22 protein-coding genes are annotated in these 25,187 nt (G+C 72.6%); 8 read left to right on the top strand and 14 right to left on the bottom strand.

Annotation, left to right across the window (positions count from 1 at the left end):
- Window positions 1-452: 452 nt before the first annotated feature.
- The 5 genes from ung to Vse01_RS28415 are packed head-to-tail and all read right to left on the bottom strand — an operon-like array spanning window position 453 to window position 5,429.
- Entirely contained in the window at window positions 453-1,154 is a 702-nt protein-coding gene (gene ung, locus Vse01_RS28395; protein ID WP_093411429.1) for a uracil-DNA glycosylase, read from the bottom strand.
- A 60-nt stretch (window positions 1,155-1,214) separates the two neighbouring features.
- Complete coding sequence (gene tsaE, locus Vse01_RS28400; protein WP_093411481.1) at window positions 1,215-1,694, bottom strand: tRNA (adenosine(37)-N6)-threonylcarbamoyltransferase complex ATPase subunit type 1 TsaE; 480 nt, start codon at window positions 1,692-1,694, stop codon at window positions 1,215-1,217.
- A gap of 5 nt (window positions 1,695-1,699) precedes the next feature.
- Entirely contained in the window at window positions 1,700-2,803 is a 1,104-nt protein-coding gene (locus tag Vse01_RS28405) for an alpha/beta fold hydrolase (RefSeq protein WP_093411431.1), read from the bottom strand.
- Complete coding sequence (gene alr, locus Vse01_RS28410) at window positions 2,800-3,918, bottom strand: alanine racemase (protein WP_093411434.1); 1,119 nt, start codon at window positions 3,916-3,918, stop codon at window positions 2,800-2,802. Before alr ends, Vse01_RS28405 begins: the two co-directional genes overlap by 4 nt.
- Before the next feature lie 41 nt (window positions 3,919-3,959).
- Window positions 3,960-5,429 carry an NAD(P)H-hydrate dehydratase gene (locus Vse01_RS28415; protein WP_093411436.1) on the bottom strand — a complete coding sequence of 490 codons (1,470 nt, stop codon included), beginning with the start codon at window positions 5,427-5,429 and terminating at the stop codon, window positions 3,960-3,962.
- A 192-nt stretch (window positions 5,430-5,621) separates the two neighbouring features.
- Here Vse01_RS28415 and Vse01_RS28420 point away from each other — a divergent pair, with 192 nt between their 5' ends.
- A complete protein-coding gene (locus Vse01_RS28420; protein WP_093411438.1) occupies window positions 5,622-5,921 on the top strand; it encodes a type VII secretion target in 300 nt (99 codons plus the stop codon).
- A complete protein-coding gene (locus Vse01_RS28425; protein WP_093411441.1) occupies window positions 5,918-7,516 on the top strand; it encodes an alpha/beta hydrolase in 1,599 nt (532 codons plus the stop codon). Before Vse01_RS28420 ends, Vse01_RS28425 begins: the two co-directional genes overlap by 4 nt.
- Before the next feature lie 45 nt (window positions 7,517-7,561).
- Here the strand turns inward: Vse01_RS28425 and glmS are convergent, their stop codons facing one another.
- Window positions 7,562-9,475: a glutamine--fructose-6-phosphate transaminase (isomerizing) gene (gene glmS / locus Vse01_RS28430; RefSeq protein ID WP_093411444.1), complete on the bottom strand. Its 1,914-nt coding sequence runs from the start codon at window positions 9,473-9,475 to the stop codon at window positions 7,562-7,564.
- Window positions 9,476-9,632: 157 nt separating this feature from the next.
- Between glmS and Vse01_RS28435 the strand changes: the two genes are divergently transcribed.
- On the top strand, window positions 9,633-10,826 hold the full coding sequence (locus tag Vse01_RS28435; protein WP_093411447.1) for a pyridoxal phosphate-dependent aminotransferase: 1,194 nt from the start codon (window positions 9,633-9,635) through the stop codon (window positions 10,824-10,826).
- Between the two features lie 11 nt (window positions 10,827-10,837).
- Here Vse01_RS28435 and Vse01_RS28440 read toward each other — a convergent pair whose 3' ends face one another.
- From Vse01_RS28440 to Vse01_RS28475, 8 genes are all read right to left on the bottom strand, one after another.
- Entirely contained in the window at window positions 10,838-11,935 is a 1,098-nt protein-coding gene (locus tag Vse01_RS28440; RefSeq protein ID WP_139233260.1) for a hypothetical protein, read from the bottom strand.
- Window positions 11,936-12,059: 124 nt separating this feature from the next.
- The gene (gene glmM, locus Vse01_RS28445; protein WP_093411453.1) at window positions 12,060-13,412 is read right to left on the bottom strand and encodes a phosphoglucosamine mutase; all 1,353 of its coding nucleotides are present in this window, start codon (window positions 13,410-13,412) and stop codon (window positions 12,060-12,062) included.
- A gap of 134 nt (window positions 13,413-13,546) precedes the next feature.
- Window positions 13,547-14,011 (bottom strand): 30S ribosomal protein S9, encoded by a 465-nt coding sequence (gene rpsI, locus Vse01_RS28450; RefSeq protein WP_018784602.1) that lies wholly within the window; start codon window positions 14,009-14,011, stop codon window positions 13,547-13,549.
- A gap of 20 nt (window positions 14,012-14,031) precedes the next feature.
- Window positions 14,032-14,475: a 50S ribosomal protein L13 gene (rplM, locus tag Vse01_RS28455; protein ID WP_093411456.1), complete on the bottom strand. Its 444-nt coding sequence runs from the start codon at window positions 14,473-14,475 to the stop codon at window positions 14,032-14,034.
- A gap of 210 nt (window positions 14,476-14,685) precedes the next feature.
- A complete protein-coding gene (locus Vse01_RS28460; RefSeq protein ID WP_093411458.1) occupies window positions 14,686-16,053 on the bottom strand; it encodes a NarK family nitrate/nitrite MFS transporter in 1,368 nt (455 codons plus the stop codon).
- Window positions 16,054-16,160: 107 nt separating this feature from the next.
- A complete protein-coding gene (locus Vse01_RS28465) occupies window positions 16,161-16,505 on the bottom strand; it encodes a type II toxin-antitoxin system PemK/MazF family toxin (protein WP_170863648.1) in 345 nt (114 codons plus the stop codon).
- Window positions 16,444-16,701, bottom strand: coding sequence for a DUF6364 family protein (locus Vse01_RS28470; RefSeq protein ID WP_093411463.1), 258 nt, complete (start codon window positions 16,699-16,701; stop codon window positions 16,444-16,446). Before Vse01_RS28470 ends, Vse01_RS28465 begins: the two co-directional genes overlap by 62 nt.
- A 32-nt stretch (window positions 16,702-16,733) precedes the next feature.
- Entirely contained in the window at window positions 16,734-17,426 is a 693-nt protein-coding gene (locus tag Vse01_RS28475) for a class I SAM-dependent methyltransferase (RefSeq protein ID WP_093411466.1), read from the bottom strand.
- 148 nt (window positions 17,427-17,574) lie between these two features.
- On the opposite strand from Vse01_RS28475, the gene Vse01_RS28480 reads away from it, so the two are divergent.
- From Vse01_RS28480 to Vse01_RS28500, 5 genes are read left to right on the top strand one after another with little or no spacing between them, the layout of a single operon-like run.
- Window positions 17,575-19,743, top strand: coding sequence for a molybdopterin oxidoreductase family protein (locus Vse01_RS28480; protein WP_093411468.1), 2,169 nt, complete (start codon window positions 17,575-17,577; stop codon window positions 19,741-19,743).
- The gene (locus Vse01_RS28485; protein ID WP_093411472.1) at window positions 19,740-21,185 is read left to right on the top strand and encodes an FAD-dependent oxidoreductase; all 1,446 of its coding nucleotides are present in this window, start codon (window positions 19,740-19,742) and stop codon (window positions 21,183-21,185) included. Before Vse01_RS28480 ends, Vse01_RS28485 begins: the two co-directional genes overlap by 4 nt.
- Complete coding sequence (gene nirB, locus Vse01_RS28490) at window positions 21,182-23,704, top strand: nitrite reductase large subunit NirB (RefSeq protein WP_093411474.1); 2,523 nt, start codon at window positions 21,182-21,184, stop codon at window positions 23,702-23,704. The genes Vse01_RS28485 and nirB overlap by 4 nt, the downstream gene beginning before the upstream one ends.
- Window positions 23,701-24,048: a nitrite reductase small subunit NirD gene (gene nirD, locus Vse01_RS28495; protein WP_093411477.1), complete on the top strand. Its 348-nt coding sequence runs from the start codon at window positions 23,701-23,703 to the stop codon at window positions 24,046-24,048. The genes nirB and nirD overlap by 4 nt, the downstream gene beginning before the upstream one ends.
- Entirely contained in the window at window positions 24,048-25,136 is a 1,089-nt protein-coding gene (locus Vse01_RS28500; RefSeq protein WP_093411479.1) for a uroporphyrinogen-III synthase, read from the top strand. The genes nirD and Vse01_RS28500 overlap by 1 nt, the downstream gene beginning before the upstream one ends.
- The last annotated feature ends 51 nt before the right edge of the window (window positions 25,137-25,187 follow it).

The following is a 25,187-nucleotide window of genomic DNA, read 5'->3' on the forward strand; positions in this document are numbered from 1 at the left end:
AACAGACCTGCCGGTCGGCCTCGGCCTGGGCGGGGCTGGCCGAGATCGCGACGGTGCCGGTGGTGGCCAACACTGCGGCGAAGGCCGCGGCAGCCAGCATCCTGATGCGGCCGCGTCGGCGACTCTTACGGTGTGTGGGGATTTCGTTCATGGTGGTGTGTTTCTCCTTCGAAAGGCGGCGGGGTGCGTGCGGTCGAGGGGACGGTCACCGCACGTCGATGTCGCGCCATGGTTGTACGAATTGCCGAACTGTCGGTTGGGTGGGTGCTCCACTGCTGCTTCGCGTCGTCGCTGACCCCCCAGACTGAAGACGTAAGCCGACATCGATATTTTGATATCGTTATCGCAACTACGACGTCAGTCAAGAACCCTCGTCCGACCGGCCCCACCGACCAGCCAGGCGGGTACCACCGCCTGGTACGTGCGGACGACGCGGGGGAGCGTACGGCGGCTCAGCCGGCCGAGCGCTCCCAGTCGATGGTGGACAGGCCGGCGTCGGCGAGGGCCTTGTTGGCGGCGCTGAACGGCCGGCTGCCGAGGAAGCCACGCGGATTCATCGGGCTCGGATGGCCCGCCTCCAGCACCACGTGCTGTGGGTTGCCGACGAGCGCCGCCTTCTTGCGCGCGTACCCGCCCCAGAGGAGAAAGACCACTCGGGACTCCAGCGCGTCGAGTGCCCGGATGGTCGCGTCGGTGAACTCCTCCCAGCCCCGGTTGGCGTGCGACCCGGGGGTGCCCTGGCGCACGGTCAGCACCGAGTTGAGCAGCAGCACACCCTGCGCCGCCCAGCCGTCGAGGTTGCCGCTGCGCGGCTTCGGCATGCCCAGATCCTCGCCCAGCTCCTTGAAGACGTTGCGCAGCGACGGCGGCACCGACACCCCCTCGCGCACGCTGAAGCTGAGCCCGTGGGCCTGGCCGGCGCGGTGGTAGGGATCCTGCCCGAGGATCAACACCCGACAGGCCGACGGTGCACAGAGCCGATAGGCCGAGAACAGATCCTCGACCGGCGGGAAGACCGGGCCGGCGGCGTACTCCGCGGCGACGAACGCGCTCAACGCGGACACCCGGGCCGGGTCGAGATGAGGGGTCAGCACCGCCCGCCACTCGTCGGGGAGGAGCGCCAGCAAGTCGAGAGCAGGGGTGTCGTCGGGCATCGGCAACCTCTCACCGGTCGGATCGTCTCCGGGCACTGTAGGCAGCGGGTACGACAGCGCTCAGCCCAGGGCGGCGAGGGCCGCCAGGCGCTCCGCCCAGTCGCCGCCGACCGGCTCCAGCTCCGCCGTGCGGGTGTCGTCGTCGTGCCGGTGCAGACGGACCCGCAGGTGCGCGTCGGCCAGTTGCTCGACCAGTCCTTCGCCCCACTCGACCACGGTCACCGAGTCGTCGACCGAAGCATCCAGGTCGAGATCGTCGATCTCGGCTCGGGGGTCGCCCGCGTCACCCAACCGGTACGCGTCGGCGTGCACAAGCGACACACCTCGCCCGCTCGTCGGGTCCGGGCGGTGCACCCGGGCGATCACGAACGTCGGGGAGGTGATGTCACCGAGCACTCCCAGGCCGGCGCCGATCCCCCGGGTCAGCGCAGTCTTGCCGGCACCCAGCGGGCCGGTGAGCAGCACCAGATCGCCGGCGCGCAGCAGCCCGGCCAGCCGGCGTCCGAAGGCGTACGTGTCCGCGACCGTCGGCAGCACCACCTCGGTCACGAGTCGTCCCGCCCGCAGGTGTCGAGGAAGCGGAGCACCGCGGCGTTGACCTCGTCGGCGTGCTCCAGCATCACCACGTGACCGCTGTCGGGGATCCTGACGAACTCGGCGTGCGGCAGCCGACGGACGATCTCCTCCGAGTGGGTCAACGGTGTGATCATGTCCTTGTCTCCCACGATCACCAGCACCGGCGTGCCGGCCAACGCGGCCAGCGCCGGGAACCTGGAGTGGGTCGCCAGGGTACGCAGGTAACGGGTCACCGTGTCGGCGGAGGTGCGGGAGTTCATCTCCTCCACGTACGACACCAGGGCGGGGCTCGGCTGACGGGTGCCGAAGCCGTACCTGCGGGTCAGCAACCAGGCCACGTTCGTCGTCGAGCGGCGGGCCCGGTCGATGACCGCCCCGCCGTACCGGGTGACGTTGCCCGCCATGTAGAGCACCGGCGCACCCACCCGGCCGAGCAGGGCGGGCGCGACCAGTTTCGTCTCTGCCAGCAGCCCGCCCGACGTGGCCATCAGCACGGTCCCCACCACCCGGTCGCCGAACATCTCCGGGTACAGCTCGGCCAGGGCCATGATGGTCATGCCACCCATCGAGTGACCGACGAGCACCAGTGGCCCTTCCGGGGCCGCCTCGTCGATCACCCGGCGCAGCGTACGGCCGAGCGCGGTCAGGTCGTACTCGCCGGTCTCCAGCCGCCCCGACTGGCCGTGCCCCGGTTGGTCGTACGCGACGATCCGGTGCTCACCCCGCTCGGCGAGCAGTTTGCGCTGGAAGTGGAAGGTGCCCATGTCCAGGCAGAAGCCGTGCACCAGCAGCACGGTCGGGTTGCCGTCGACCGGGCGGGTCGGCTCGACCACCTCGACGTGGATGTCGGTGCCGTCCGGCATCTCCAGCCGGTACGCCTCGTCGTACCGCTGGTCACCGAAGACCTCGTCGGCGTACGGGTCGGTGGGGTCCGACTTCAGCCGGCGGACCAGGGCGCGTTCCGTGGCGACCCCGGCGGCCAGCCCGGCGGCGGCCACCCCCAGCGCCGCACCGACCAGACCGGCGGCCTTTCCGGCGGTGGTCCGGGGCCGCGGGATCTGCCAACCGGTCATGTCCGATCGCCGTCGTAGACGCGTGGGACCCGGGTGCTGCCGAACCGGGTGACGATCTCGTAGTTGATGGTGCCGACCGCCTCGGCCCAGTCGTCGGCCGTGGGCTCACCGTCGGACCCGCTGCCGAACAGGGTCGCCACGTCGCCGGCGGCCACCGGGTCGTCGCCGCAGTCGAGCACGAACTGGTCCATGCAGACCCGACCCGAAATGGTCCGGCGGACCCCGCCGAGCTGCACCGGTCCGCAGTTCGAGGCGTGCCGGGGCACCCCGTCGGCGTAGCCGAGCGGCACCACGGCCAGGTTGGCCTCGCGTTCGGTCGTGTAGGTGTGGCCGTAGGAGACGCCCGCACCGGCCGGCACCCGCTTGGTCAGCATCACCCGGGCGCGGGCGGTCATCGCCGGACGCAGCCCGTACGTCTCGCCCGCCACCGGGGAGAGGCCGTAGACGGCCAGCCCCGGACGGACCAGGTCGAAGTGGGTGTCCGGCCGGGTCAGTGTGGCCGCCGAGTTGGCCAGGTGCCGGTAGCGCGGGCGGAGCCCGGCCCGCTCGACCATGGCCAGCCCCTCGTGGAAAACCGCCACCTGCCGGTCCGTGGTCGGGTGACCGGGCAGGTCCGCGTAGACGAAGTGGCTCCACACCCCCACCACCTCGACAAGTCCGTCGGCCTGTGCCTTGGCGGCGGCGTCGAGCAGAGCCGGCCAGTCGGCGACCGTCGCGCCACCCCGGGCCAGCCCGGTGTCGATCTTCAGGTGCAGTCGGGCGGGTCGCCCGGCCGTCCGGCTCGCCGCCAGCATCTCGTCGAGCTGCGGCAGGCTGGCCACTCCCAGGTCGACGCCGGCGGTCACGCCGGTGTGCAGCGGCAGCCCGGGGGCGAGCAGCCAGGCCAGCACCGGGACGTCGATGCCGGCCGCGCGCAGCGTCAGCGCCTCGTCAAGGGTGCAGACGCCGAGCCAGTCCGCCCCCGCGTCGAGCGCGGCCCGGGCGGCCGGGACCATGCCGTGGCCGTAGCCGTCGCCCTTCACCACCGCCATCAGTTCCGCGCTGGTGCCGGCGCGCAGCCGGTCCACGTTCTCCCGGATCGCGTCTAGGTCGACACGTACCTCGGCCTGCCACATGTCCCCACCCTACTTTCCGGGCTGATCACCCCGGCGGGTACTCAGGGCAGACGGGCCAGCACGGGACGCAGCGCGACGGCGACGTCCGGCGCGGTCACCGGGCCGCTGCGGGCCGCTTCCCGGCCGGCCAGCCCGTGCAGGTACGCCGCCGCCGCGGCGGCCCGCTCGGCCGGCAGCCCGGCCGCGAGCAGCGAACCGAGCAGTCCGGCAAGCACATCGCCGGTGCCACCGGTGGCCAGCGCGGGGGTGCCGGTCGGATTGACGTACGCCCGCCCGTCCGGCGTGCCGACCACCGTGCGGTCCCCCTTGAGCAGCACCACCGCGTTCATCCAGGCGGCCAGTCGAAGCGTGGCGGCGATCCGGTCGTCGCCCGGCTCCTCCCCGCAGAGCCGGGCGAACTCCCGATCGTGCGGGGTGACCACGATCGGCGCGTCCCGTCCGCGCAGCTGATCGGCGAGGGAGCCGTCGACCAGCAGGGTCAACGCGTCCGCGTCCAGCACCACCGGCACCGGGGCGGCGAGCACGGTCCGTAGCTCGGTGGCCGCCCGCTCGTCGGTGCCCAGCCCCGACCCGCACACCCACGCCTGTACCCGACCGGCGTCGGACACCCGGCCGGTGGCGATCACCGAGGGATGCTGGCGGACCACCTCGTCGCGGGCACCCCCGGCGTAACGGACCAGGCCGGTCGGGCCGGCCAGCGCGCCGCCGACGGAGAGCACCGCAGCGCCCGGATACGTCGCGGAGCCGGTGGCCACCCCGACCACCCCTCGGGTGTACTTCTCCGAGCTGGGGCCGAGCCTCGGGTACCAGTCGGCCACGTCCGACCACTCCACGACGTGCAATGCGGGGCTGCCGCGCAGCCACGGCACCAGCCCGATGTCGACGAGTTCCACCTCGCCGGCCAACGCGGCGGCGGGACCGACCGCCAGGGCCGGCTTCAACGCGCCGAAGGTCACCGTCACGTCGGCCCGCACCGCGTTCGGACGGCCGGACGGCGTCAACGGCACCGCCCCGGTGTCCACCGCGACGCCGCTGGGCACATCCACCGCCACGACCGTCGCCCGCTCACCGTCCCGTCCCCGGTGCCGCAGCAGACTCGCCGCCAACTGCTCGGCGGTCTCCCGCAGGCCACCGCGACCGCCGATGCCGACGATCCCGTCGAGCACCACGTCGACCACGGTCGGCGGTCGCGACACGACCCGTCCCCCGGCGGCACGGAGCGCGGCCAGCCCTTCGCCGTGCACCCGATCCGGGGTGAGCAGCAACGCCGACACGGCGGCACCGCGCCGGGCCAGCCGGGCGCCCGCGTACAGGGTGTCACCGCCGTTGTCACCGGAGCCGACGAGCAGCAGCACCGGCGCGGCGTACACCCCGCCCCGCTCGGCGAGCAGCAGCGCGCAGCGGCGGGCCAGCCCGGCGGCGGCGCGTTGCATAAGCGTGCCGGGCGGCACCGTGGCCATCAGCGCGGCCTCCGCCGCGCGTACGTCCGCGACCCGCCAGACCGGTCTCATGCCGCACCCCGTTTCCCGATCACCCGGCCAACCCTACCGGCGTGGAGGCGGCAAGATAGCCGTCGGCGACGTGCCCGGCAACACCTGTGGACAAACCGGAGGTACGCCCACCGCCGGCTGTCCACAGGGCACGGCCACCGGCCCCACCACCGCCTAGCGTCTGCGTCGTGCTGACGTCAGGCGGGAGGAACGATGGCCGAGGAGAAGCTGGCCGTACGGCCGGAACTGCTGCACCGGGTCGGGCGGTCGCTGGGTGACACCGGCTACCGGCTGGCGCACGGGTTGGCCGCCGGGCGAGGGCTTGCCGCACCGGTCCGGGGGGAATGGTCGACGGCGGGGGCGCTCGCCGGCCTGGAGGCGGCCGTGCACGCCTGGTGCGGCCGGCTCGGTGCCCGGGTCGCGGAGACCGGCGACGGGGTGCGCGCCGCCGCCGGGGCGTACGAGTCGGTGGACGCCAGGGCCGCCGCCCGCCTCTCCGTCCTGCCCCGATGAGCGCACCGGAGCCTGCCGGTTACGCCCGGCTCTCCATGGTCGACCCGGCGGCGTGGCGGGCCACCGGATCGGCCTGGGCGAGTCTGGCCGGGGTGGCCGAGCGGCGGGCCGGTGAGCTCGTCGACGGCAGCGCCGCCCTGCGCACCGGCTGGTCCGGCAGTGCCGCCGAGTCGGCCGGTGCCCGGCTGACCGGGCTGCGCGACGAGCTGGTCGCGCTGGTGCCGGCCGCGATCGAGACCGATCAGGTGCTCGCCGAGTTCGCCACCCGGTTGGTGGCCGCCCGCGCTCGGCTGACGGCGGCCGTGACGTTGGCCGCCGCCAGCGGTGTGCTGATCGACCGCCGGGGTCGCGTACGGCCCGATCCCGCAAGGCTCCCGTCCGACCGCACCGGCGCGACGGTGGCCCAGGTGACCACGGCCCTGCGGGAGGCCCTCGACCTGGCCGCCACGGCCGACGGGGAGGCCACGACGCGCCTGGCGCGGCTGACCGAGGCCGCCGGTAGCGGTTGGACGGCCCGGCCACCGTCGTACCGGCCACCGCCGAACGCCGAGCCGGCTCTGGTGCGGCGCTGGTGGGCCGGGCTGACCCCGGCCGAGCGTCGCTGGTTGGTGGTGCACGAGCCGGAGCTGACCGGCCGGCTCGACGGGGTGCCGGCCGATGCCCGTGACCAGGCCAACCGGCTGCTGCTCGCGGCCCGGCGAGCGGCGCTTGTCGAACGGTGGGAGCAGTTGCTGGCCCGGGTGCCGCGCGGCCCGCTGGAAGTGGCCGGGCTGCGAAGCGCCGAGGCCGCGCTGTCCGGGCTGGACGCGCTCGTCGCCCGGCTGGAGTCCGCCCAGCAGCCACGGGCGTACCTGCTGGGCCTGGACGTCGGTGGCGAGGGGCGGGCGGTGGTGGCGCTGGGCAACCCCGACCGGGCCAGGGATGTGCTCACCTACGTACCCGGGATGACCGCCGGGCTCGACGACGCCACCGGCGAGTTGGGCCGGGCGGCCCGGGTGCTGGCCCGGGGTGCCGAGCTGGCACCGGCTGCGCAGACCTCGGCGGTGCTCTGGCTGGGTTACGACGCCCCGGATTTCCTGCACGAGGCGGCCTGGGACGGGCAGGCCCGCGCGGCCGGGGAGGCGCTGCACCGGTTCCAGGAGGGTCTCCGGGCCACCCACGACGGCCCGCCGGCCCGGCAGACCGTGCTCGGGCACAGCTACGGGTCGCTGGTGGTGGGCACCGCTGCTCGCGACCACGGCCTCGCCGCCGACGCGCTGGTCTTCGTCGGCTCACCCGGCGTCGGCGTGACGCACGCGGCCGACCTGGGGTTGCCACCCGGGCAGGTGTGGGCGAGCACCGCACCGGACGACGTGATCCGGCTGACCCGCCCGCCGGACGAACTGGCTCGGCGGGCGGTGCTCGGTGCCTCGCCGGTCGGCACCATCGCCGGCTGGCTGGCCGGGCCGAGCGACGAACTGTGGTTCGGGCACGACCCGGCCGAGCCGGGCTTCGGCGGCCGCACGTTCCCCAGCGGCCGGTACGGCCACACCGGCTACTGGCATCCGGACAATCCGGCGCTGGACGGCATGGCCCGGGTGATGCTGGGGCGCTGAGGTCGGTACCGGCGGCCGGGTCGACCGCCGGTTGCCGCCCGGCGGCTACTCCACGGTGACGGACTTGGCCAGGTTGCGCGGCTGGTCGACGTCGTGTCCCCGGGCAGCGGCGATCTCGGCCGCGAACACCTGCAACGGCACGGTGGTCACCAGCGGCGCGAGCAGCGTCGGCGTACGCGGCACGTGGATCAGGTGATCGGCGTAACGGACCACCGATTCGTCGCCCTCTTCGGCGATGACGATGGTGCGGGCGCCCCGCGCGCGTACCTCCTGGATGTTCGAGACGACCTTGTCGTGCAGCATGCCCCGGCCCACCGGAGAGGGGACGATGCAGATCACCGGGGTGCCCTTGTCGATGAGCGAGATCGGGCCGTGCTTCAGCTCCCCCGCGGCGAAGCCCTCGGCGTGCATGTACGCCAGCTCCTTGAGCTTCAGCGCGCCCTCCAGCGCCACCGGGTAGCCGACGTGCCGGCCGATGAACAGCACCGTCGACTCGGCACGCAGCTCGCGGGCCAGCTCGCGCACCGGCTCGATCCGCCCGAGCAGCTCGCGCAGCTTGTCCGGCACCCGGTGGAGCTGCTCGACCACAGCCGCCACCTCGTCGGCGTACTTGACGCCGCGCACCTGCGCCAGGTGCAGCCCGATCAGGTAGCAGGCGATCACCTGGGTGAGGAACGCCTTGGTGGAGGCGACGGCGATCTCCGGGCCGCCGTGGGTGTAGAGCACCGCGTCGGACTCCCGGGGGATGGTGGAGCCGTTGGTGTTGCAGATGGCCAGCACCCGGGCCTTCTGCTCCTTGGCGTGCCGCAGCGCCATCAGGGTGTCCATTGTCTCGCCGGACTGCGAGATCACCACGATCAGGGTGGACCGGTCCAGCACCGGGTCGCGGTAGCGGAACTCGCTGGCCAGCTCCACCTCGCAGGGGATCCGGGTCCAGTGCTCGATGGCGTACTTGGCCACCATCCCGGCGTGGTAGGAGGTGCCGCAGGCGACGATGAAGATCTTGTCGACGTCACGCAGATCCTGGTCGCTGAGGCGGACCTCGTCGAGCATGATCTCGCCGCTCTCGGTCAACCGTCCGAGCAGCGTGTCGGCGACGGCCTGCGGCTGCTCCTCGATCTCCTTGAGCATGAACCAGTCGTAGCCGCCCTTCTCGGCGGCCGAGGAGTCCCAGTCGATGTGGAAGTCCTTGCCGCTGGCCGGCTGCCCCTCGAAGTCGGTGATCTCGATGCTCTCGGCGGTGATCAGCACGATCTGGTCCTGACCCAGCTCGACCGCGTCCCGGGTGTGTTCGATGAACGCGGCGACGTCGCTGGCGAGGTAGTTCTCTCCGTCGCCGCGGCCCACGACCAGGGGTGAGTTGCGGCGTGCGCCGACCACCGCGCCGGGAATCGCCGAGTCGACGGCGAGCAGCGTGAAGGCGCCCTCCAGTCGCTGGCAGACCACCCGCATGGCCGCGGTCAGCAGTTGCGGCCCGTCCGGCTGGCCCGCCGCCCGCAGCTCGGTCAGGGCTGCGGAGAGCAGGTGGGCGGCGCACTCGGTGTCGGTGTCGCTGGTGAAGGTGACGCCCTCGTCCTCCAGCTCGGCTCGGAGCTTGGCGAAGTTCTCGATGATGCCGTTGTGGATCACCGCGACCCGCCCGTCGGGGGACAGGTGCGGGTGGGCGTTGCGGTCGGTGGGGCCGCCGTGGGTGGCCCATCGGGTGTGTCCGATGCCGGTGGTGCCGTCGCCGATGCCGATCGGGCTGGCGCCGCAGCCGGCCGGATCCTCGGCCGCCCGCTCGGAGAGCACCTTCTCCAGGTTGGCCAGCTTGCCGGCCTTCTTCTCGGTCAGCAGCGCCCCGTCGCAGACGACGGCGACGCCGGCCGAGTCGTAGCCGCGGTATTCCAGCCGCCGCAATCCGTCGAGCACGATGCCGAGCGCCGGTCGGGCGCCGGCGTAACCCACGATTCCACACATGGCTCGGAGCCTAACCAGTTTCGCTCACGTTGTCTGCTTGAAACCGGGGTAAACAATCACTGAATTTGAGCGATCTGGCGATGGTGGCGATCGGAGCGACAAAGCACGCGCTCGGGTGGCGGGTGGTTCGGCTCGTCGCACCCGTACCCTGACGGGCGTGACGAGCAGCGATGTCGACCCGCTGGTGGCCCGGATGCGCCCGTTCGGGACGACGATCTTCGCCGAGATGTCCGCCCTCGCGGTGCGTACCGGCGCGGTGAACCTCGGGCAGGGTTTCCCGGACACCGACGGCCCGCCCGAGATGCTCGCCGCCGCGGCGGAGGCCCTGGCCGCCGGCCGCAACCAGTACCCGCCCGGCCCTGGCGTCCCCGAACTACGGGCGGCGGTGGCCGCGCACCAGCGCCGCTTCTGGGGGCTGGAGTACGACCCGGACGGCGAGGTGGTGGTGACCGCCGGTGCCACCGAAGCCATCGCCGCGGCCATCCTCGCCCTCTGCGAACCCGGCGACGAGGTGGTCTGCTTCGAGCCCTACTACGACTCGTACGCCGCCTCGATCGCCCTGGCCGGTGCGATCCGGCGACCGGTGACACTCCGCCCCGACGCCGACGGGCGGTACGCCTTCGATCCGGCGGAGCTACGGGCCGCGTTCGGCGCGCGTACCCGGCTGGTGCTGCTGAACTCTCCGCACAACCCGACCGGCAAGGTGTTCACGTCGGACGAGCTGACCCTGATCGCGCAGCTGTGCCAGGAACACGACACGTACGCGGTCACCGACGAGGTGTACGAACACCTGGCCTTCACCGACGCCGCCAGCGGGCACGTGCCGCTGGCCACGCTGCCCGGGATGCGCGAGCGCACCCTGCGGATCTCCTCGGCCGGCAAGACCTTCTCCTGCACCGGCTGGAAGGTGGGTTGGGCCAGCGGGCCGGCGGCGCTGGTGTCGGCGCTGCTGCGGGTCAAGCAGTTCCTCACCTACGTCAACGCCGGGCCCCTGCAACCAGCGGTGGCGGTGGCGCTCGCGCTGCCCGACGACTACTTCGCCGCCTTCCGGGCCGACCTGCAGGCCCGCCGCGACCAACTGGTCGACGGGCTGACCGCGGCCGGGTTCGACGTGCTCACCCCCGAGGGCACGTACTTCGTCACCGCCGACATCACCGCCCTCGGCGGCACCGACGGGGTCGACTTCTGCCGTGCGCTGCCCGAGCGCTCCGGCGTGGTGGCGGTACCCACCCAGGTTTTCTACGACGATCCCGAGGCCGGCCGGCGGCTGATCCGGTTCGCCTTCTGCAAGCGCCAGGAGGTGCTGGCCGAGGCGGTGACCCGGCTGCGCCGGCTGCCCGAGTTCCGGTGACCGACCCGGCGTCAGCGCGGGGTGTGGGCAGTCCCGCTGTCGGCCGGCGCCGCGACGACCGGCGACCGCGCGGCCCGGGCCCGTCGCCGCGCCGCCGACCAGGCCAGCACCATCGCGACGAGGAAGAGTACGGGCGCGAGCTGAGCCAGCTCGGCGGCGGACCGGATGTCGTCGGTGACCGCGAGGAAGCGGGCCCGCTCGGCCGCGTCCTGCCAATCCTCAGGATCCAGCGCAAGAAAGTCGTGCACCAGGACGAGCCCGAAGGCCACCGGCACCGTCACCAGCAGCACCGGCAACCGGCCCCGGGTCGACCGGCGCAACACGGCCCACCAGGTCAGGGCGGCAAGTGCCAGGGTGCCGACCATGGTGAGCACCGACGCGGTGCCGAAGGTGGGCCACCAGACGTTGCGCCGGTCCAGTTCGTCAGCGGTCGCGCCGTACACGGTCAACCAGGGCAGAGCCAGGCCGGCGAGCAGCGCCAAGGAGCCGGCCGCAGCGGTGACGATCCGGCCGGAGCCCGGCCACCAACTGGTCAGCACCACGATGGCGAGGGCCGAGACGGCGAGCACCGCGAACGTCAGACCGGGACTGTCGTAGCCGTACGAGATGGACCCGTAGTCCCCGTCCAGCATCGGCGCCAGCCGGCGGACGACCTCGGCCCAGCGGGCAGCTGCCTCGTCCGGTCCTGAGGAGAGGTGGTAGGCGGCGCCGACCAGGACCGTCGACATGGCCAGCAGCGCGCCGCCCGCCGCGACAGCTGCGGCCCGCCCCGCGGTGCCCGGCAGCACCGCCGAGGCAACTGCCAGCAGCACCAGCGGCACCAGCACGAGCAGGTACGCCCATCCCCAACCGTCGATCTCGGTAACCGCGAGCCCGGCGGTCGAATCCTGATGGACGAGCGAGTCACCCCTGGTGCGGCCCAGCACCCTGAGGGTCACCTCGGACCACGGTGCCGCCACGGAGCCGACAGCCAGCCCCAGCGCCACCACGATCATGAGCAGGCGACCCCAGTGAGCCCCGATCCAGCTCTGTGGTGCGCTGGACGGGGCCTCGGCCAGCGGCTGGCCGGCGGGCTGCCCGAGGGAACCAGGAGAACCTGGGTGGGACACAGTCACCCCCGAAGATGTGGCGTCCGCCCGTACGGCGGCCGGCGGTCATCGTCCCACGGCACGCTACACAGTAGGGGGACGCGGGTGCGGCCTCGGCCGAGCCGATCGCAGCCGGCGGTGTGGGTCAGGCCGGACTGGCGGTACGGACGTGGTCGGCGATCCGCTCGGCGACCTCACGGGCCTTCTGCTCGGTGGCGGCCTCGACCATCACCCGGACCAGCGGCTCGGTACCCGACGGGCGCAGCAGCACGCGGCCGGTCTCACCCAGCTCGGCCTCGGCCCGCTCGACCTCGGCGCGTACCGCCGGTGCGGCGGCGCCTACGGTACGGTCGCCGACCGGCACGTTGATCAGCACCTGGGGAAGCTTGTTGACCACGCTGGCGAGGTCCGCCAGGGAGCGACCGGTGGCCGCCATCCGGGCCATCAGGTGCAGCCCGGTGAGGACCCCGTCACCTGTGGTCGCGTACGCCGGCATCACGATGTGTCCGCTCTGCTCGCCGCCGAGCGCCAGCCCGGAGGCGCGCAGCTCCTCCAGCACGTACCGGTCGCCGACCTTGGTCTCGACCAGCCGGATGCCTGCCGCGGACATGGCCAGGCGCAGACCGAGGTTGCTCATCACGGTGGCGACCAGGGTGTCCCCGGTCAGCGTGCCGGCCTCCCGCATGGCCAGCGCCAGGATCGCCATCACCTGGTCGCCGTCGACCTCGTCGCCGTCGGCGGTCACGGCTACGCACCTGTCGGCGTCGCCGTCGTGCGCGATGCCGAGTTGCGCCCCGTGCTCCACCACCGCCTGGCGCAGCGCCTCGATGTGGTTGGAGCCGCACTCGTCGTTGATGTTGAGCCCGTCCGGCTCGGCATTTATCGCGACGACCTCGGCACCGGCCTCGCGGTAGACCACCGGGGCCACCTCGGCGGCGGCGCCGTTGGCGCAGTCGACCACGACCTTGATCCCGTCGAGGCGGTGCGCCGCGGTGCCGGCGACGTGCTGCACGTAGTGGTTCGCGCCGTCGAGCAGGTCGTGCACCCGGCCCACGCCCGCGCCGACCGGGCGCTTCCAGGCGGTGGTGGCGTTGGCCTCGATCGCCGCCTCGATCCGCATCTCGATCTCGTCGGGCAACTTGTGCCCGCCAGCCGCGAACAGCTTGATCCCGTTGTCCGGCATCGGGTTGTGCGAGGCCGACAGCATCACTCCGAGATCCGCCTTGGCCTCTGCGGTGAGGAACGCCACCGCCGGAGTGGGCAGCACACCCACCCGGATCACCGTCGCACCCGCGCTGGTGAGCCCGGCCACCACGGCAGCCTCAAGCATCTCGCCGCTGGCCCGGGTGTCCCGGCCCACCACGGCCAGCGGGGCGCGACCACGGTCCGACTCGGCGAGGGTGTGGGCGGCCGCCACGGCCACCGAGAGCGCCAACTCCGGGGTGAGATCGGCGTTCGCCCGCCCGCGTACGCCGTCCGTGCCGAACAACCGGCCCATACCCACCAACCTCCGATGAACTGCCGATAGAGGAAAAACGCCTTGTCGTGAGGCGACGAAACGGCCGGCCCGCCTCCCCCTGTCGAGGGGAGGCGAACCGGCCGTCCGTCAGAAGTACAAGGTGCGGCTGGAGATCAGCGCTTCGAGTACTGGGGAGCCTTACGGGCCTTCTTGAGGCCGTACTTCTTGCTCTCCTTGACCCGGGCGTCCCGGGTCAGGAAGCCGGCCTTCTTCAGGGCCGGGCGGTCGTCGGGCTCGCTGACGATCAGCGCCCGAGCGATGGCCAGCCGCAGCGCACCGGCCTGGCCGGTGGTGCCACCGCCACGCAGGTTGGCGATGACGTCGAACGCCTCGGGCTTCTCGGCGGTCACCAGCGGATCCTTGATCAGCTGCTGGTGCACCTTGCTCGGGAAGTACGCCTCCAGGTCACGCCCGTTGCAGGTGATCTTGCCGGTGCCCGGCACGATGCGCACCCGGACGATGGCCTCCTTGCGCCGACCCACGGTCTGGATCGGGCGGTCACCACGAGGCGCGCGCGCGACGGGCGCCGGCGCCTCGGTGGCCTCAGGGGCGACCTCGGTGGCGGTGATGTCGGTCATGCTGCTTCCTTCGCCCGCGCTCACTGCGCGATCTGCTTGATCTCGAACGGCACCGGCTGCTGCGCGCCGTGCGGGTGCTCGGCACCGGCGTAGACCTTCAGCTTCTTGATCAGCTGACGGCCGAGCTTGTTGTGCGGGAGCATCCCCTTCACCGCCAGCTCGATGGCCCGCTCGGGGCGCTTGGCCAGCAGCTCCTCGTAGCCGACCTGCTTCAGGCCACCCGGATAACCGGAGTGCCGGTAAGCGATCTTCTGCTGGCGCTTGTTGCCGGTCAGCGCTACCTTGCCCGCGTTCACGACGACGACGAAGTCGCCCGTGTCGACGTGCGGCGCGAAAGTCGGCTTGTGCTTGCCCCGCAGCAGCGTGGCGGCGTGGGTGGCCAGGCGGCCCAGCACGACATCAGAGGCGTCGATGACGTGCCACTGACGCTCGATCTCACCCGGCTTCGGGCTGTACGTACGCACAGGTCTACCTTGTCTCGTCGTCGGTCTGGGGTAGCGCGCCGAGGTGACCAGGACATCCCAGCCGGACCAGCGCGCACGAACGACCAAGCGTACCTCAGGCGGCACGCCCACAGATGTCGTACAACAGCAGGCAACGATACCCGCAGCCCCGCCGGCCGGTCAAAACGGGGTCCGGCCGGCGGGGCTGAGCGGGTTCCTACATGACGGTCGTCACACCCCGGCGCGGGCCATCCGGCTGCCGGGACGCAGGTACGCCGCCCAGGTGACCACCAGCAGCACCAGGAAGAATCCCACGTAGAAGCGCAACGCCGGCTGGATGCCTCCGTAGGTCGACCGGGCCCAGGCGTAGCAGATCGGCACCAGGAATCCGCCGAAGGCGCCGACCGCGGAGATGATGCCCAGGGCACCGGCGGCCTGTCGGCGCATCGCCAGCATCACCTCCGGCGCACCGCCCCGTTCCTCACCCTTGATCTGGAAGATCCTGCTGATCATGCGGTAGGTCGAGCCGTTGCCGACGCCGGTGGCCACGAAGAGCAGCAGGAAGGCCACGAAGAACAGGCCCATGTTGCGCTGCTCGACCGACCAGAGCGCGCCCAGGGCACCGACCGCCATCAACACGAAGCTGGCCACCGTGACCCGGGCCCCACCGACGACGTCGGAGAGGCGGCCACCGAACGGCCGGCAGAGCGAGCCCACTCCCGCACCGAGGAACGCCCAGGCCAACGCGACGTCCGGCCGGCCGAACACCGAGTTGAGCAGGGTGGGAAAGGCAGCCGAGTAGCCGATGAACGAGCCGAAGGTGCCGATGTAGAGCAGCGACATGATCCAGGTGTCGCGGTGCCGCAGCGACGACCAGACCGGCCGCACGTCGGCCTTCGCCTCGACCAGGTTGTCCATGAACAGGTACGCGCAGACGGCGGCGATCACCGCCAGCGGGATGTACATCAGACCGGCCCGGGCCAGCGCGAGCCCGCCGCCCAACACGATCACCTGGGGCACCACGAACTGCACGACGGCCACCCCGATGTTGCCGCCGGCGGCATTGAGCCCCAACGCCCATCCCTTCTCCCGCTCCGGGTAGAAGAACGAGATGTTGGCCATGCTGGAGGCGAAGTTGCCGCCACCGAATCCGGCCGTGGCGGCTATCAGCAGCAGCGACACGAAGCCGATCTCCGGGTGCTCGACCGCCCAGGCCAGTCCGGCGCAGGGCACGATCAGCAGCAACGCCGAGATGACGGTCCAGTTGCGGCCGCCGAAAACCGGCACGGCGAAGGTGTACGGCAGTCGCAGCAGGGCGCCGACTCCGCTGGGCACGGCGGTCAACCAGAGCGCCTGGCTGGTGGTGAGCTGCCACCCGGAGTCGCCGAGCCGGACGACGACGATGCTCCAGAGCAGCCACACCGAGAAGCCGATGTGCTCGGCGAAGATCGACCAGATGAGGTTGCGCCGGGCGACGCCGCGGCCGGTCCGCTGCCAGAAGGCGGGATCCTCCGGTGCCCAGTGCCCGATCCACCGACCTGGTCGGCGATCCAGGCTCTCCTCTTCGATTACCGTCGGCTGCTCGCTCGTGGTGGTCATGCCGCAGAAGTTAGGGAGCCGCCGTTACCGCGGCGTTCGCCGTTCGGGTCAGATCGGCAACGTGGATCGCACCACTGATCGACGACGGCGGTGAGGAGCGCGTCGGCTCAGATTTGCTGAAGGATACGCAACGCCCGGTCCACCCGCCGCATCGTCTCCGCGTCGGCGACGTCCACGCACTCGGTGAACCACTTCTTCATCGGCGAGGAGATCCGGTCGGGCATCACCACCCGCTCCCCCATCGACACCGCCAGTGGCGAGTCGCGCAGCAGCGCCGCCCCCACCACCTCGGCCACGATCACGATGGGCACCGCCGTCGAGTTGTAGACATCGGAGCTGATCACCAGGCCGAGGCGTTCCCGGGCTCCCTCGATCCGCCAGACCTCGCCCCTACGCAGCACGCGGCGGACCGCCGAAGAGCAGGTCGTCGACCATGCCGACCTCCTGGGCATCGGCCAGCGAGGCGGATTCCAGATCCAGCCCGGCCCGCCCGACCGCGGCGGCGTGCGCGGCGAAGACCTCGCGCAGCGCCTTCTCCCGGGCCGCCTGGTCCATCCAGGCGGAGAGCGAGAGCCCCTCCTGCTTGGCGAACCGCCGGGCATCCGCGATCGTCTCGTCGGCGAACGACAGAGTCACCTTGGCTGTCATACCGGCAGACTACCCGGCGGTATGACTTCCAGTCATCCCCGACCACCGATCACGGCGAAACGCCACGCCTTGAAGAAGCAGTCGACGTCCGCCAGGCCCGCCTCGGTCAACCAGCGGCACTGTTCCGCCACCGGGGCGGGGCGGTCGTAGGCCATCCGCTGCTCGGCCGCGGCGATCTCGGCGGCGTCGGCGCCGAGCGCCGCGACCTGTGCCAGCCACACCTCGTGGTAGCGCCGGTCCAGCTCAGGAGTCGGGCCGGCTACCTGTTCGGCGTTGACGAAGACTCCGCCGGGCACCAGCGCCGCAGCCGCCCGGCGGTAGAGGTCGCGCTTGGCGGAGTCGTCGAGGTGGTGGATCGCCAACGCGCTGACCGCTGCGTCGTACCGGCCGGCGGGCAGCGGGTCAGCCAGGTCGGCCACCACCACCCGGTGCGCGACGCCCCGGCCGGTCAACTGCTCGGCGGCGACGGCCAGCATCTGCGGCGCGCCGTCCACCAGGGTCAGCCGCACGCCGGGTACGACCGCGGAGAGCAGCGACGACAGCAGGCCGGTCCCGGCGCCCAGATCGAGCACCTCGGCCGTACGCCCGGCCGCCAGGGCGGCGCGCAACGGCGGCGTGGCCACCTCGACGGCGGTGGTGTAGAACGCGTCGAAGCAGGGCACGAGCCTGCGGCGGGCGGCATCGTAGCCATCCGCCACCGCGTCGAACGCCTCGGCCACACCCATGACGGCCCTCCCATATTTCAGGATATGTGTTCCACATTGTAGACGGTGCGAGCTGGCCCTCTGCCGCGGTGCGGTGTGAGCGGCTCTTGACAGGACCGAAACAAACGGGACGCGGACCGGAAACTGCCCAACGGCACGCTTTGCCGACATGACAGACGGTGCACGGCCGGCGACGCGACCGGGGCGCGAGCCCCGGGAGGTGGCGACCCACTGCCCGTACTGCGCCCTCCAGTGCGGGATGGTCCTGCGCGAGGAGGACGACGCGGTAAGCGTGCTACCTCGCCAGTTCCCCACCAACCGGGGCGGCCTCTGCCAGAAGGGCTGGACCGCGCCGGAGCTGCTCAGCCACCCGGAACGGTTGACCACTCCCCTGCTCCGCGACCCGGCCACCGGCGAGCTGCGTCCGGCCACCTGGGAGGCCGCGCTGGACCGGATCACCACCGGGCTTCGCGAGGTGCAGGAGAAGCACGGCCGCGACGCGGTCGCTGTCTTCGGCGGGGGCGGGCTCACTAACGAAAAGGCGTACGCGCTGGGCCGGTTCGCGCGGGTGGCGCTGCGCACCCGGCACATCGACTACAACGGACGGTTCTGCATGTCCTCGGCCGCGGCCGCCGGCATGCGCGCCTTCGGCGTGGACCGGGGGCTGCCGTTCCCGCTGTCCGACCTGGGTCGGGCGGACACCCTGCTGCTGGTCGGCGCGAACCCGGCGGAGACCATGCCGCCGCTGGTGCGCTGGTTGACCGAGCAACGGGAGCGGGGCGGCAAGCTGATCGTGATCGACCCACGGGTGACCGCCACCACCCGGCAGGCCGATCTGCACCTGCAACCGCTGCCCGGCACCGACCTGGCGGTGGCCAGCGCGCTGCTGCACATCGCCCTGACCGAGGGGTACGTCGACGGTGACTACGTCGCCACCCGTACCACCGGATTCACCGCCGTGCGACGCACCGTGGCGGGCTGGTGGCCCGCGCGCGCCGAAGCGCTCTCCGGCGTGCCCGTGGCCGACCTGGAGGAGACCGCGCGGGCGCTCGGCACCGCCGAACGGGCGATCATCCTGACCGCCCGCGGCGCCGAACAGCACGCCAAGGGCGTCGACACCGTCACCGGCTTCGTCAACCTCGCCCTCGCGCTCGGACTGCCCGGTCGCCCCGGCTCCGGCTACGGCTGTCTGACCGGGCAGGGCAACGGGCAGGGTGGCCGGGAGCACGGGCAGAAGGCCGACCAACTCCCCGGGTATCGCAAGATCGACGACCTGGAGGCCCGGGCCCACGTCGCGCGGGTCTGGGGGGTGCCGGCCGACGAGCTGCCCGGGCCGGGCGTGCCGGCGTACCAGCTGCTCGACTCGCTCGGCACCGATCAGGGGCCACGGGCGCTGCTGGTGTTCGGCTCGAACCCGGTGGTCTCCGCACCTCGCGCCGCCCGGGTCGAGGGCCGCCTGCGCGACCTGGACCTGCTGGTCGTCGCCGACTTCCTGCTCTCCGAAACGGCGGCGCTGGCCGACGTGGTGCTGCCCACCGCCCAGTGGGCCGAGGAGGACGGCACGATGACAAACCTGGAAGGGCGGGTGCTGCGTCGACGGGCGCTCCGTCCGCCCCCGTCGGGTGTCCGCACCGACCTGGAGATCCTGGCCGCCCTCTCCGCCCGGCTACGAGGAACCCCTTCACTCCGCGCGCTGCCGGGAGACGGCCCCGGCTCGGCCCCGGGCACGCGCCCGAGCGAAGCGGCGGCATCGGACCCGCAGGTCGTCTTCACCGAGCTGCGCCGGGCCTCGGCCGGCGGAATCGCCGACTACGCCGGGATCAGCTGGGACCGGATCGACGCAGCGGACGGCGTCTTCTGGCCGTGCCCCGACGATGAGGGGCCCGACTCGCCCCGACTCTTCGCCGACCGCTTCGCCACTCCCGACGGGCTGGCCCGGTTCCACCCGGTGGAGCACCGGCCGGCGGCCGAGGAGGTCTGCGCCGACTATCCGCTGCACTTCACCACCGGCCGGGTGCTCGCCCAGTACCAGTCCGGCACCCAGACGCGCCGGGTGGCCGCGTTGCGTCGGGCTGCCCCCGAGGCTTTCGTGGAGCTGCATCCGGATCTCGCCGAGCGCCTGGGCGTCGCCGACGGCGAGCCGGTACGGGTGCTCTCCCGACGCGGCGAGTTCCAGGCACCGGCCCGGCTGAGCCCGGGCATCCGGCCGGACACCGTCTTCGCGCCGTTCCACTGGGGTGGGCGGGCACGGGCGAACTCCGTCACCAACGACGCCGTCGACCCGGTCTCCGGGATGCCGGAATTCAAGATCTGCGCGGTACGGGTGGAGAAGGCATGACCGGGCGCAGCGAGCGGATCGTGGTGGTCGGCAACGGCATGGCCGGCGCCCGGGTGGCGGCTGAACTGCACGCCCGGGGCGAGGACCTGAAGGTCACCGTGCTGGGTGCGGAACCGCATCCCGCGTACAACCGGATCATGCTGTCCACCCTGCTCACCGGCAAGATCGGCGAGTCGGAGGTGGAACTCGCGGAGGTCGCCGGGCGCGGCGTCGACCTGCGTACCGGGGTCACGGTCAGCGCGATCGACCGTGCCACCGGGCTGGTACGCACCGACGACGGCGACCGGATCCCCTACGACCACCTGGTTCTCGCCACCGGCAGCCGGGCGGTGGTGCCCGCCCTGCCCGGGCTCGACCCGGCACGCCTGCCGGAGCGGGTGATCCCGTTCCGCACCCTGGACGACTGTCGACGCATTGTCGCCCTCTCCGGTGCCGCCCGGCGCGCCCTGGTGCTCGGCGGCGGGCTGCTCGGCCTGGAGGCGGCCCGAGGGCTGGCGCTACGCGGACTCGACGTGGGCGTGGTGCACCGGGTGCCGTACCTGATGGACCGTCAGCTCGACCCGGCCGCCGGGGCGATGCTCGCCGGTACGCTCGCCGATCTCGGTGTGACCACCCACCTGGCGGTGGAGCCGACCGCGCTGCGCGCCGACGCCACCGGGGTGCGGCTGGAGCTGTCCGACGGTCGGTCGCTCGACGCCGACCTGCTGGTGCTCGCCTGCGGAGTACGCCCCGACACCGACCTCGCCGCGGCAGCCGGCCTGAAGGTGGAACGGGGTGTGCTGGTCGACGACCGGCTGCGCACCAGCGACCAGCGCATCTCCGCGATCGGCGACTGTGCCCAGCACGACGGCACGCTCACCGGGCTGGTGGCGCCGGCCTGGGCACAGGCCCGGGTGGTGGCCCAGGTGGTGACCGGGCAGGACCCGCAGGCCCGGTACCGGGCGCGACCGGTGGTCACCCGGCTCAAGGCGGCCGGCATCGATCTCGCCGCGATGGGCGACCCCACGGAGGGCCCCGGCGAGGAGCTGACCTTCGCCGACCCAGCCCGGGGGACGTACGCCCGGCTGCGGATTCACGACGATCGGTTGGCCGCCGCGATCCTGCTCGGCGACAACCCCTCGGTCGGCACCGTGATCCAACTGTTCGACCGCGGTCACCCGGTGCCCACCGACCGGCGGGCGCTGCTGCTCGGCCGGGCAGTGGGCGGGGCGGTCGCGGCACCGGCCGCGTCGCCGGCGCTGATGCCGGACGCGGCCACTGTCTGCCAGTGCAACACGGTGAGCAAGGGCGCCCTCGTGCGCTGCTGGCGGGACGGAGCCCGCACGGTCGACGCCGTGGTCGCGGGGACCCGGGCCGGCACCGGCTGCGGCAGCTGCCGCGACGCGGTCGCCGGCATCGTCGACTGGTTGTCCAGAACGGATCCCGTGGAGGTGGGGCGATGACCGGCGGCAACGTGGTCGTCATCGGCAACGGCATGGTCGGCCAGCGGTTCGTGGACGCGCTGCGGGCCCGCGACCCACAGGGGCGGTGGCGGGTCACGGTGCTCGCCGAGGAGAGCCGGCCGGCGTACGACCGGGTGCGGCTCTCGGCGTACTTCGACGGTGCCGACGAGGAGGACCTGAACCTGCACACCCCGCACGACGGGGTGCAGTTGCGCCTCGGCGAGCGGGCCACCGGCGTGGACCGGAGCCGCCGGGTGGTGACCACGACGTCCGGCGAGCACCCGTACGACGTCCTGGTGTTCGCGACCGGGTCGTACCCGTTCGTGCCACCGGTGCCGGGCGCGGACCTGACCGGCGTCTTCGTCTACCGGACCCTGGACGACCTCGCCGCCATCCGCCGGTACGCGAAGGACCGCCGCACCGGCGCGGTGATCGGCGGCGGGCTGCTCGGCCTGGAGGCGGCGAACGCGCTACGCCTGCTCGGGCTGACCACCAGCGTGGTGGAGTTCGCTCCGCGGCTGATGCCGGTGCAGGTGGACACCGCCGGTGGCGCGATGCTCCGGCGCTACGTCGAGGACCTGGACGTCGCCTGCCACCTGGGCGTGGCGACCACCGCGCTGCGGCCCGACGCGGACGGAGCGGTGGCCGCCCTGGAACTCGCCGACGGCGCGGTGCTCGACGCCGACCTGGTGGTGGTGGCCGCCGGCATCCGACCCCGCGACGAGTTGGCCCGGGCCGCCGGGCTCGACATCGGGCCACGTGGCGGTGTCCTGGTCGACGCCGCCTGCCGGAGCACGGACGAGCGGATCTACGCGGTCGGCGAGTGCGCGGCGGTCGACGGCACCTGCTACGGCCTGGTGGCCCCCGGCTACGCGATGGCCGAGGTGGTGGCCGACCGGCTGGTCGGCGGCGCCGCGACCTTCCCGGGCGCGGACACCGCCACCAAGCTCAAGCTGCTCGGCGTCGACGTCGCCTCGTTCGGCGACGCGCACGGTGCGACGCCCGGTTGCCTGGACGTCACCTGGACCGACCCGGCCGCCCGGGTGTACGCCAAACTGGTCCTCTCCGACGACGCGTCCACGCTGCTCGGCGGGGTGCTGGTCGGCGACGCCAGCGCGTACCCCACGTTGCGCGCCAGCGTCGGCGGGCCGCTGCCGGCCGCACCGCTGGCCCTGCTGGCCGGCGACGAAGCGGTGGGCGCCACGGCCGGCGCCCTGCCCGCGACCGCCCAGGTCTGCTCCTGCAACGCGGTCACCCGGGCGGACATCGACACGGCGATCGCGGACGGCTGCGCCGACGTGGCCTCCCTGAAGGCGTGCACCCGGGCCGGGACGAGCTGCGGCTCCTGCGTACCGATGCTCAAACAACTGCTCGACGCGGCCGGCGTCGTCCAGTCGAAGGCGCTCTGCGAGCACTTCGACGTCAGCCGGCAGGAGCTGTTCGACATCATCCGGGTACGCGGCATCCGGACGTTCTCCCGGCTGATCGCCGAGCACGGTCGGGGACAGGGCTGCGACATCTGCAAACCGGTCGTCGCCTCGATCCTCGCCTCGCTCGGCAACGGCCACATCCTCGACGGCGAGCAGGCTTCGTTGCAGGACACGAACGACCACTTCCTGGCGAACCTGCAACGCGACGGCAGCTACTCGGTGGTGCCCAGAATCCCGGGCGGGGAGATCACCCCGGAGAAGCTGATCGTCATCGGCGAGGTGGCTCGCGACTTCAACCTCTACACGAAGATCACCGGTGGGCAGCGGATCGACCTGTTCGGCGCCCGGGTCGACCAGCTACCGCAGATCTGGCGTCGGCTGGTGGACGCCGGGTTCGAGTCCGGGCACGCGTACGGCAAGGCGCTGCGCACGGTGAAGTCCTGCGTCGGCTCAACCTGGTGCCGCTACGGCGTGCAGGACTCGGTCGGCCTGGCCGTCGCCCTGGAGCTGCGTTACCGGGGACTCCGCGCCCCACACAAGATCAAATCGGCGGTCTCCGGCTGCGCCCGGGAATGTGCCGAGGCCCGCAGCAAGGACTTCGGTGTGATCGCCACGGAGACCGGCTGGAACCTCTACGTCGGCGGCAACGGCGGCTTCCGGCCCCGGCACGCCGATCTGTTCGCCACCGACCTGTCCACCGAGGCGCTGGTCACGCTGATCGACAGGTTCCTGATGTACTACATCCGTACCGCCGACCGGCTGCAACGCACCGCCGCCTGGATCGAGGCGATGGACGGGGGCCTGGACCACCTCCGGGCGGTGATCGTGGACGATTCGCTCGGCCTCTGCGAAGAACTCGACGCCGCGATGGCCCGGCACGTGGTGTCGTACTCGGACGAGTGGCGCGACGTCCTGTCCGACGCGGACCGGCTACGCCGGTTCACCTCGTTCGTCAACGCGCCGGAGGTCCCCGACCCGTCGATCACCTTCGTCACCGAACGCGGACAGCCGATACCCGTCGGCGGTCATCCGTCCGGCGCGCAGGGCCGCCAACCGGTCGCGCTCGGCCTGCCGGAGGTGCGTCGATGACCGCCGCGACGACACTGAGCTGGGTCACCGTCTGCCCGTTGGATCGCCTGGACCGGGACCGGGGCGTCGCCGCCCTGGTCGCCGGGGTGCAGGTGGCGATCTTCCGGACCGCGGACGGGCTGTACGCGATCGACAACCTCGACCCGGTCTCCGGGGCGTACGTCCTCTCCCGCGGCATCGTGGGCAGCCGGGGCGAGGTGCCGACGGTCGCGTCGCCGCTGCACAAGCAGGTGTACGACCTGCGCACGGGGGACTGTCTCGACCTGCCGGGCGTTTCGGTCGCTCGGCACCAGATCCGTTGCCACAACGGCATGGTCGAGGTGCGGCTGCGACAGGAGGGCTGATGCGCGAGGAACTGGCCGGCTTCACCATCGGGGTGACCGCCGACCGGCGGCGGGACGAGCTCGCCGCGCTGCTCCAACGGCGGGGTGCGCGGGTGGTGCTCGCTCCCGCTCTGCGGATCGTGCCGCTCGCAGACGACACCGAGCTGCGCGAGGCCACTCGTGCCTGCCTGGAACGGCCGCCCGACATCCTGATGGCCAACACCGGCATCGGGATGCGCGGTTGGCTGGAGGCAGCCGAGGGCTGGGGGCTCGCCGAGCCGCTGCGCGGGGTCCTCGGCGACGCGTACGTGGTGGCCCGGGGCCCCAAGGCCCGTGGGGCGATCCGCGCTGCCGGCCTGTTCGACCAGTGGTCGCCCGCCTCGGAGAGTTGCGACGAGGTGGTCGATCACCTGCGCCGGCGAGGCGTGTCGGGTCAGGTGATCGCCATGCAGCTGCACGGCGAGCGGCAACCCGAGTGCACCCGCGCGCTGGAGGAGGCCGGCGCCACGGTCATCGAGATCCCGGTCTACCGCTGGGCCCCACCGACCGACCCCGCGCCGCTGCACCGGCTGGTCGACCTGGTGGCGGGGCGGCTGGTCGACGCGGTCACCTTCACCTCGGCGCCGGCGGTGGAGGCGCTGCTGCGGGCCTCCGGCGATCGCACGGACGCGGTGCTGGACGCGCTGCGCAGCGACGTGCTGGCCAGCTGCGTCGGGCAGGTGACCGCCGAGCCGCTGCTCCGGCGCGGGGTGCCGGTGAGCGCGCCGGCCCGGGCCCGGCTCGGCGCGCTGGTCCGCACCATCGTCGACGAGTTGCCCCGCCGCACGGTGACCATCAAGGTCGCCGGCCACCTGCTCACCCTGCGCGGCCACGCCGCAGTGGTCGACGGCGAGTTGCGTCCGCTGGCCCCGGCACCGATGGCGGTGCTGCGGGCGTTGGCGCAGACGCCGGGCCGGGTGCTGTCGCGTACCGCCCTGTTGCGGACGCTGCCGCGGGGTGCCGACGAGCACGCGGTGGAGATGGCGGTGGCCCGGCTGCGGGCCGGCCTGAAGGCGCCACGCGTCGTGCAGACGGTGGTCAAACGGGGCTACCGCCTCCGCGTCGACTGAGCCCCGCCGGGCCGGCGGTCACCGGGCCGGCGGGACTTCGACACAGGGCCT

Origin of the sequence: Micromonospora sediminimaris, assembly GCF_016863575.1 — a bacterium.
Lineage (GTDB): Bacteria > Actinomycetota > Actinomycetes > Mycobacteriales > Micromonosporaceae > Micromonospora > Micromonospora sediminimaris.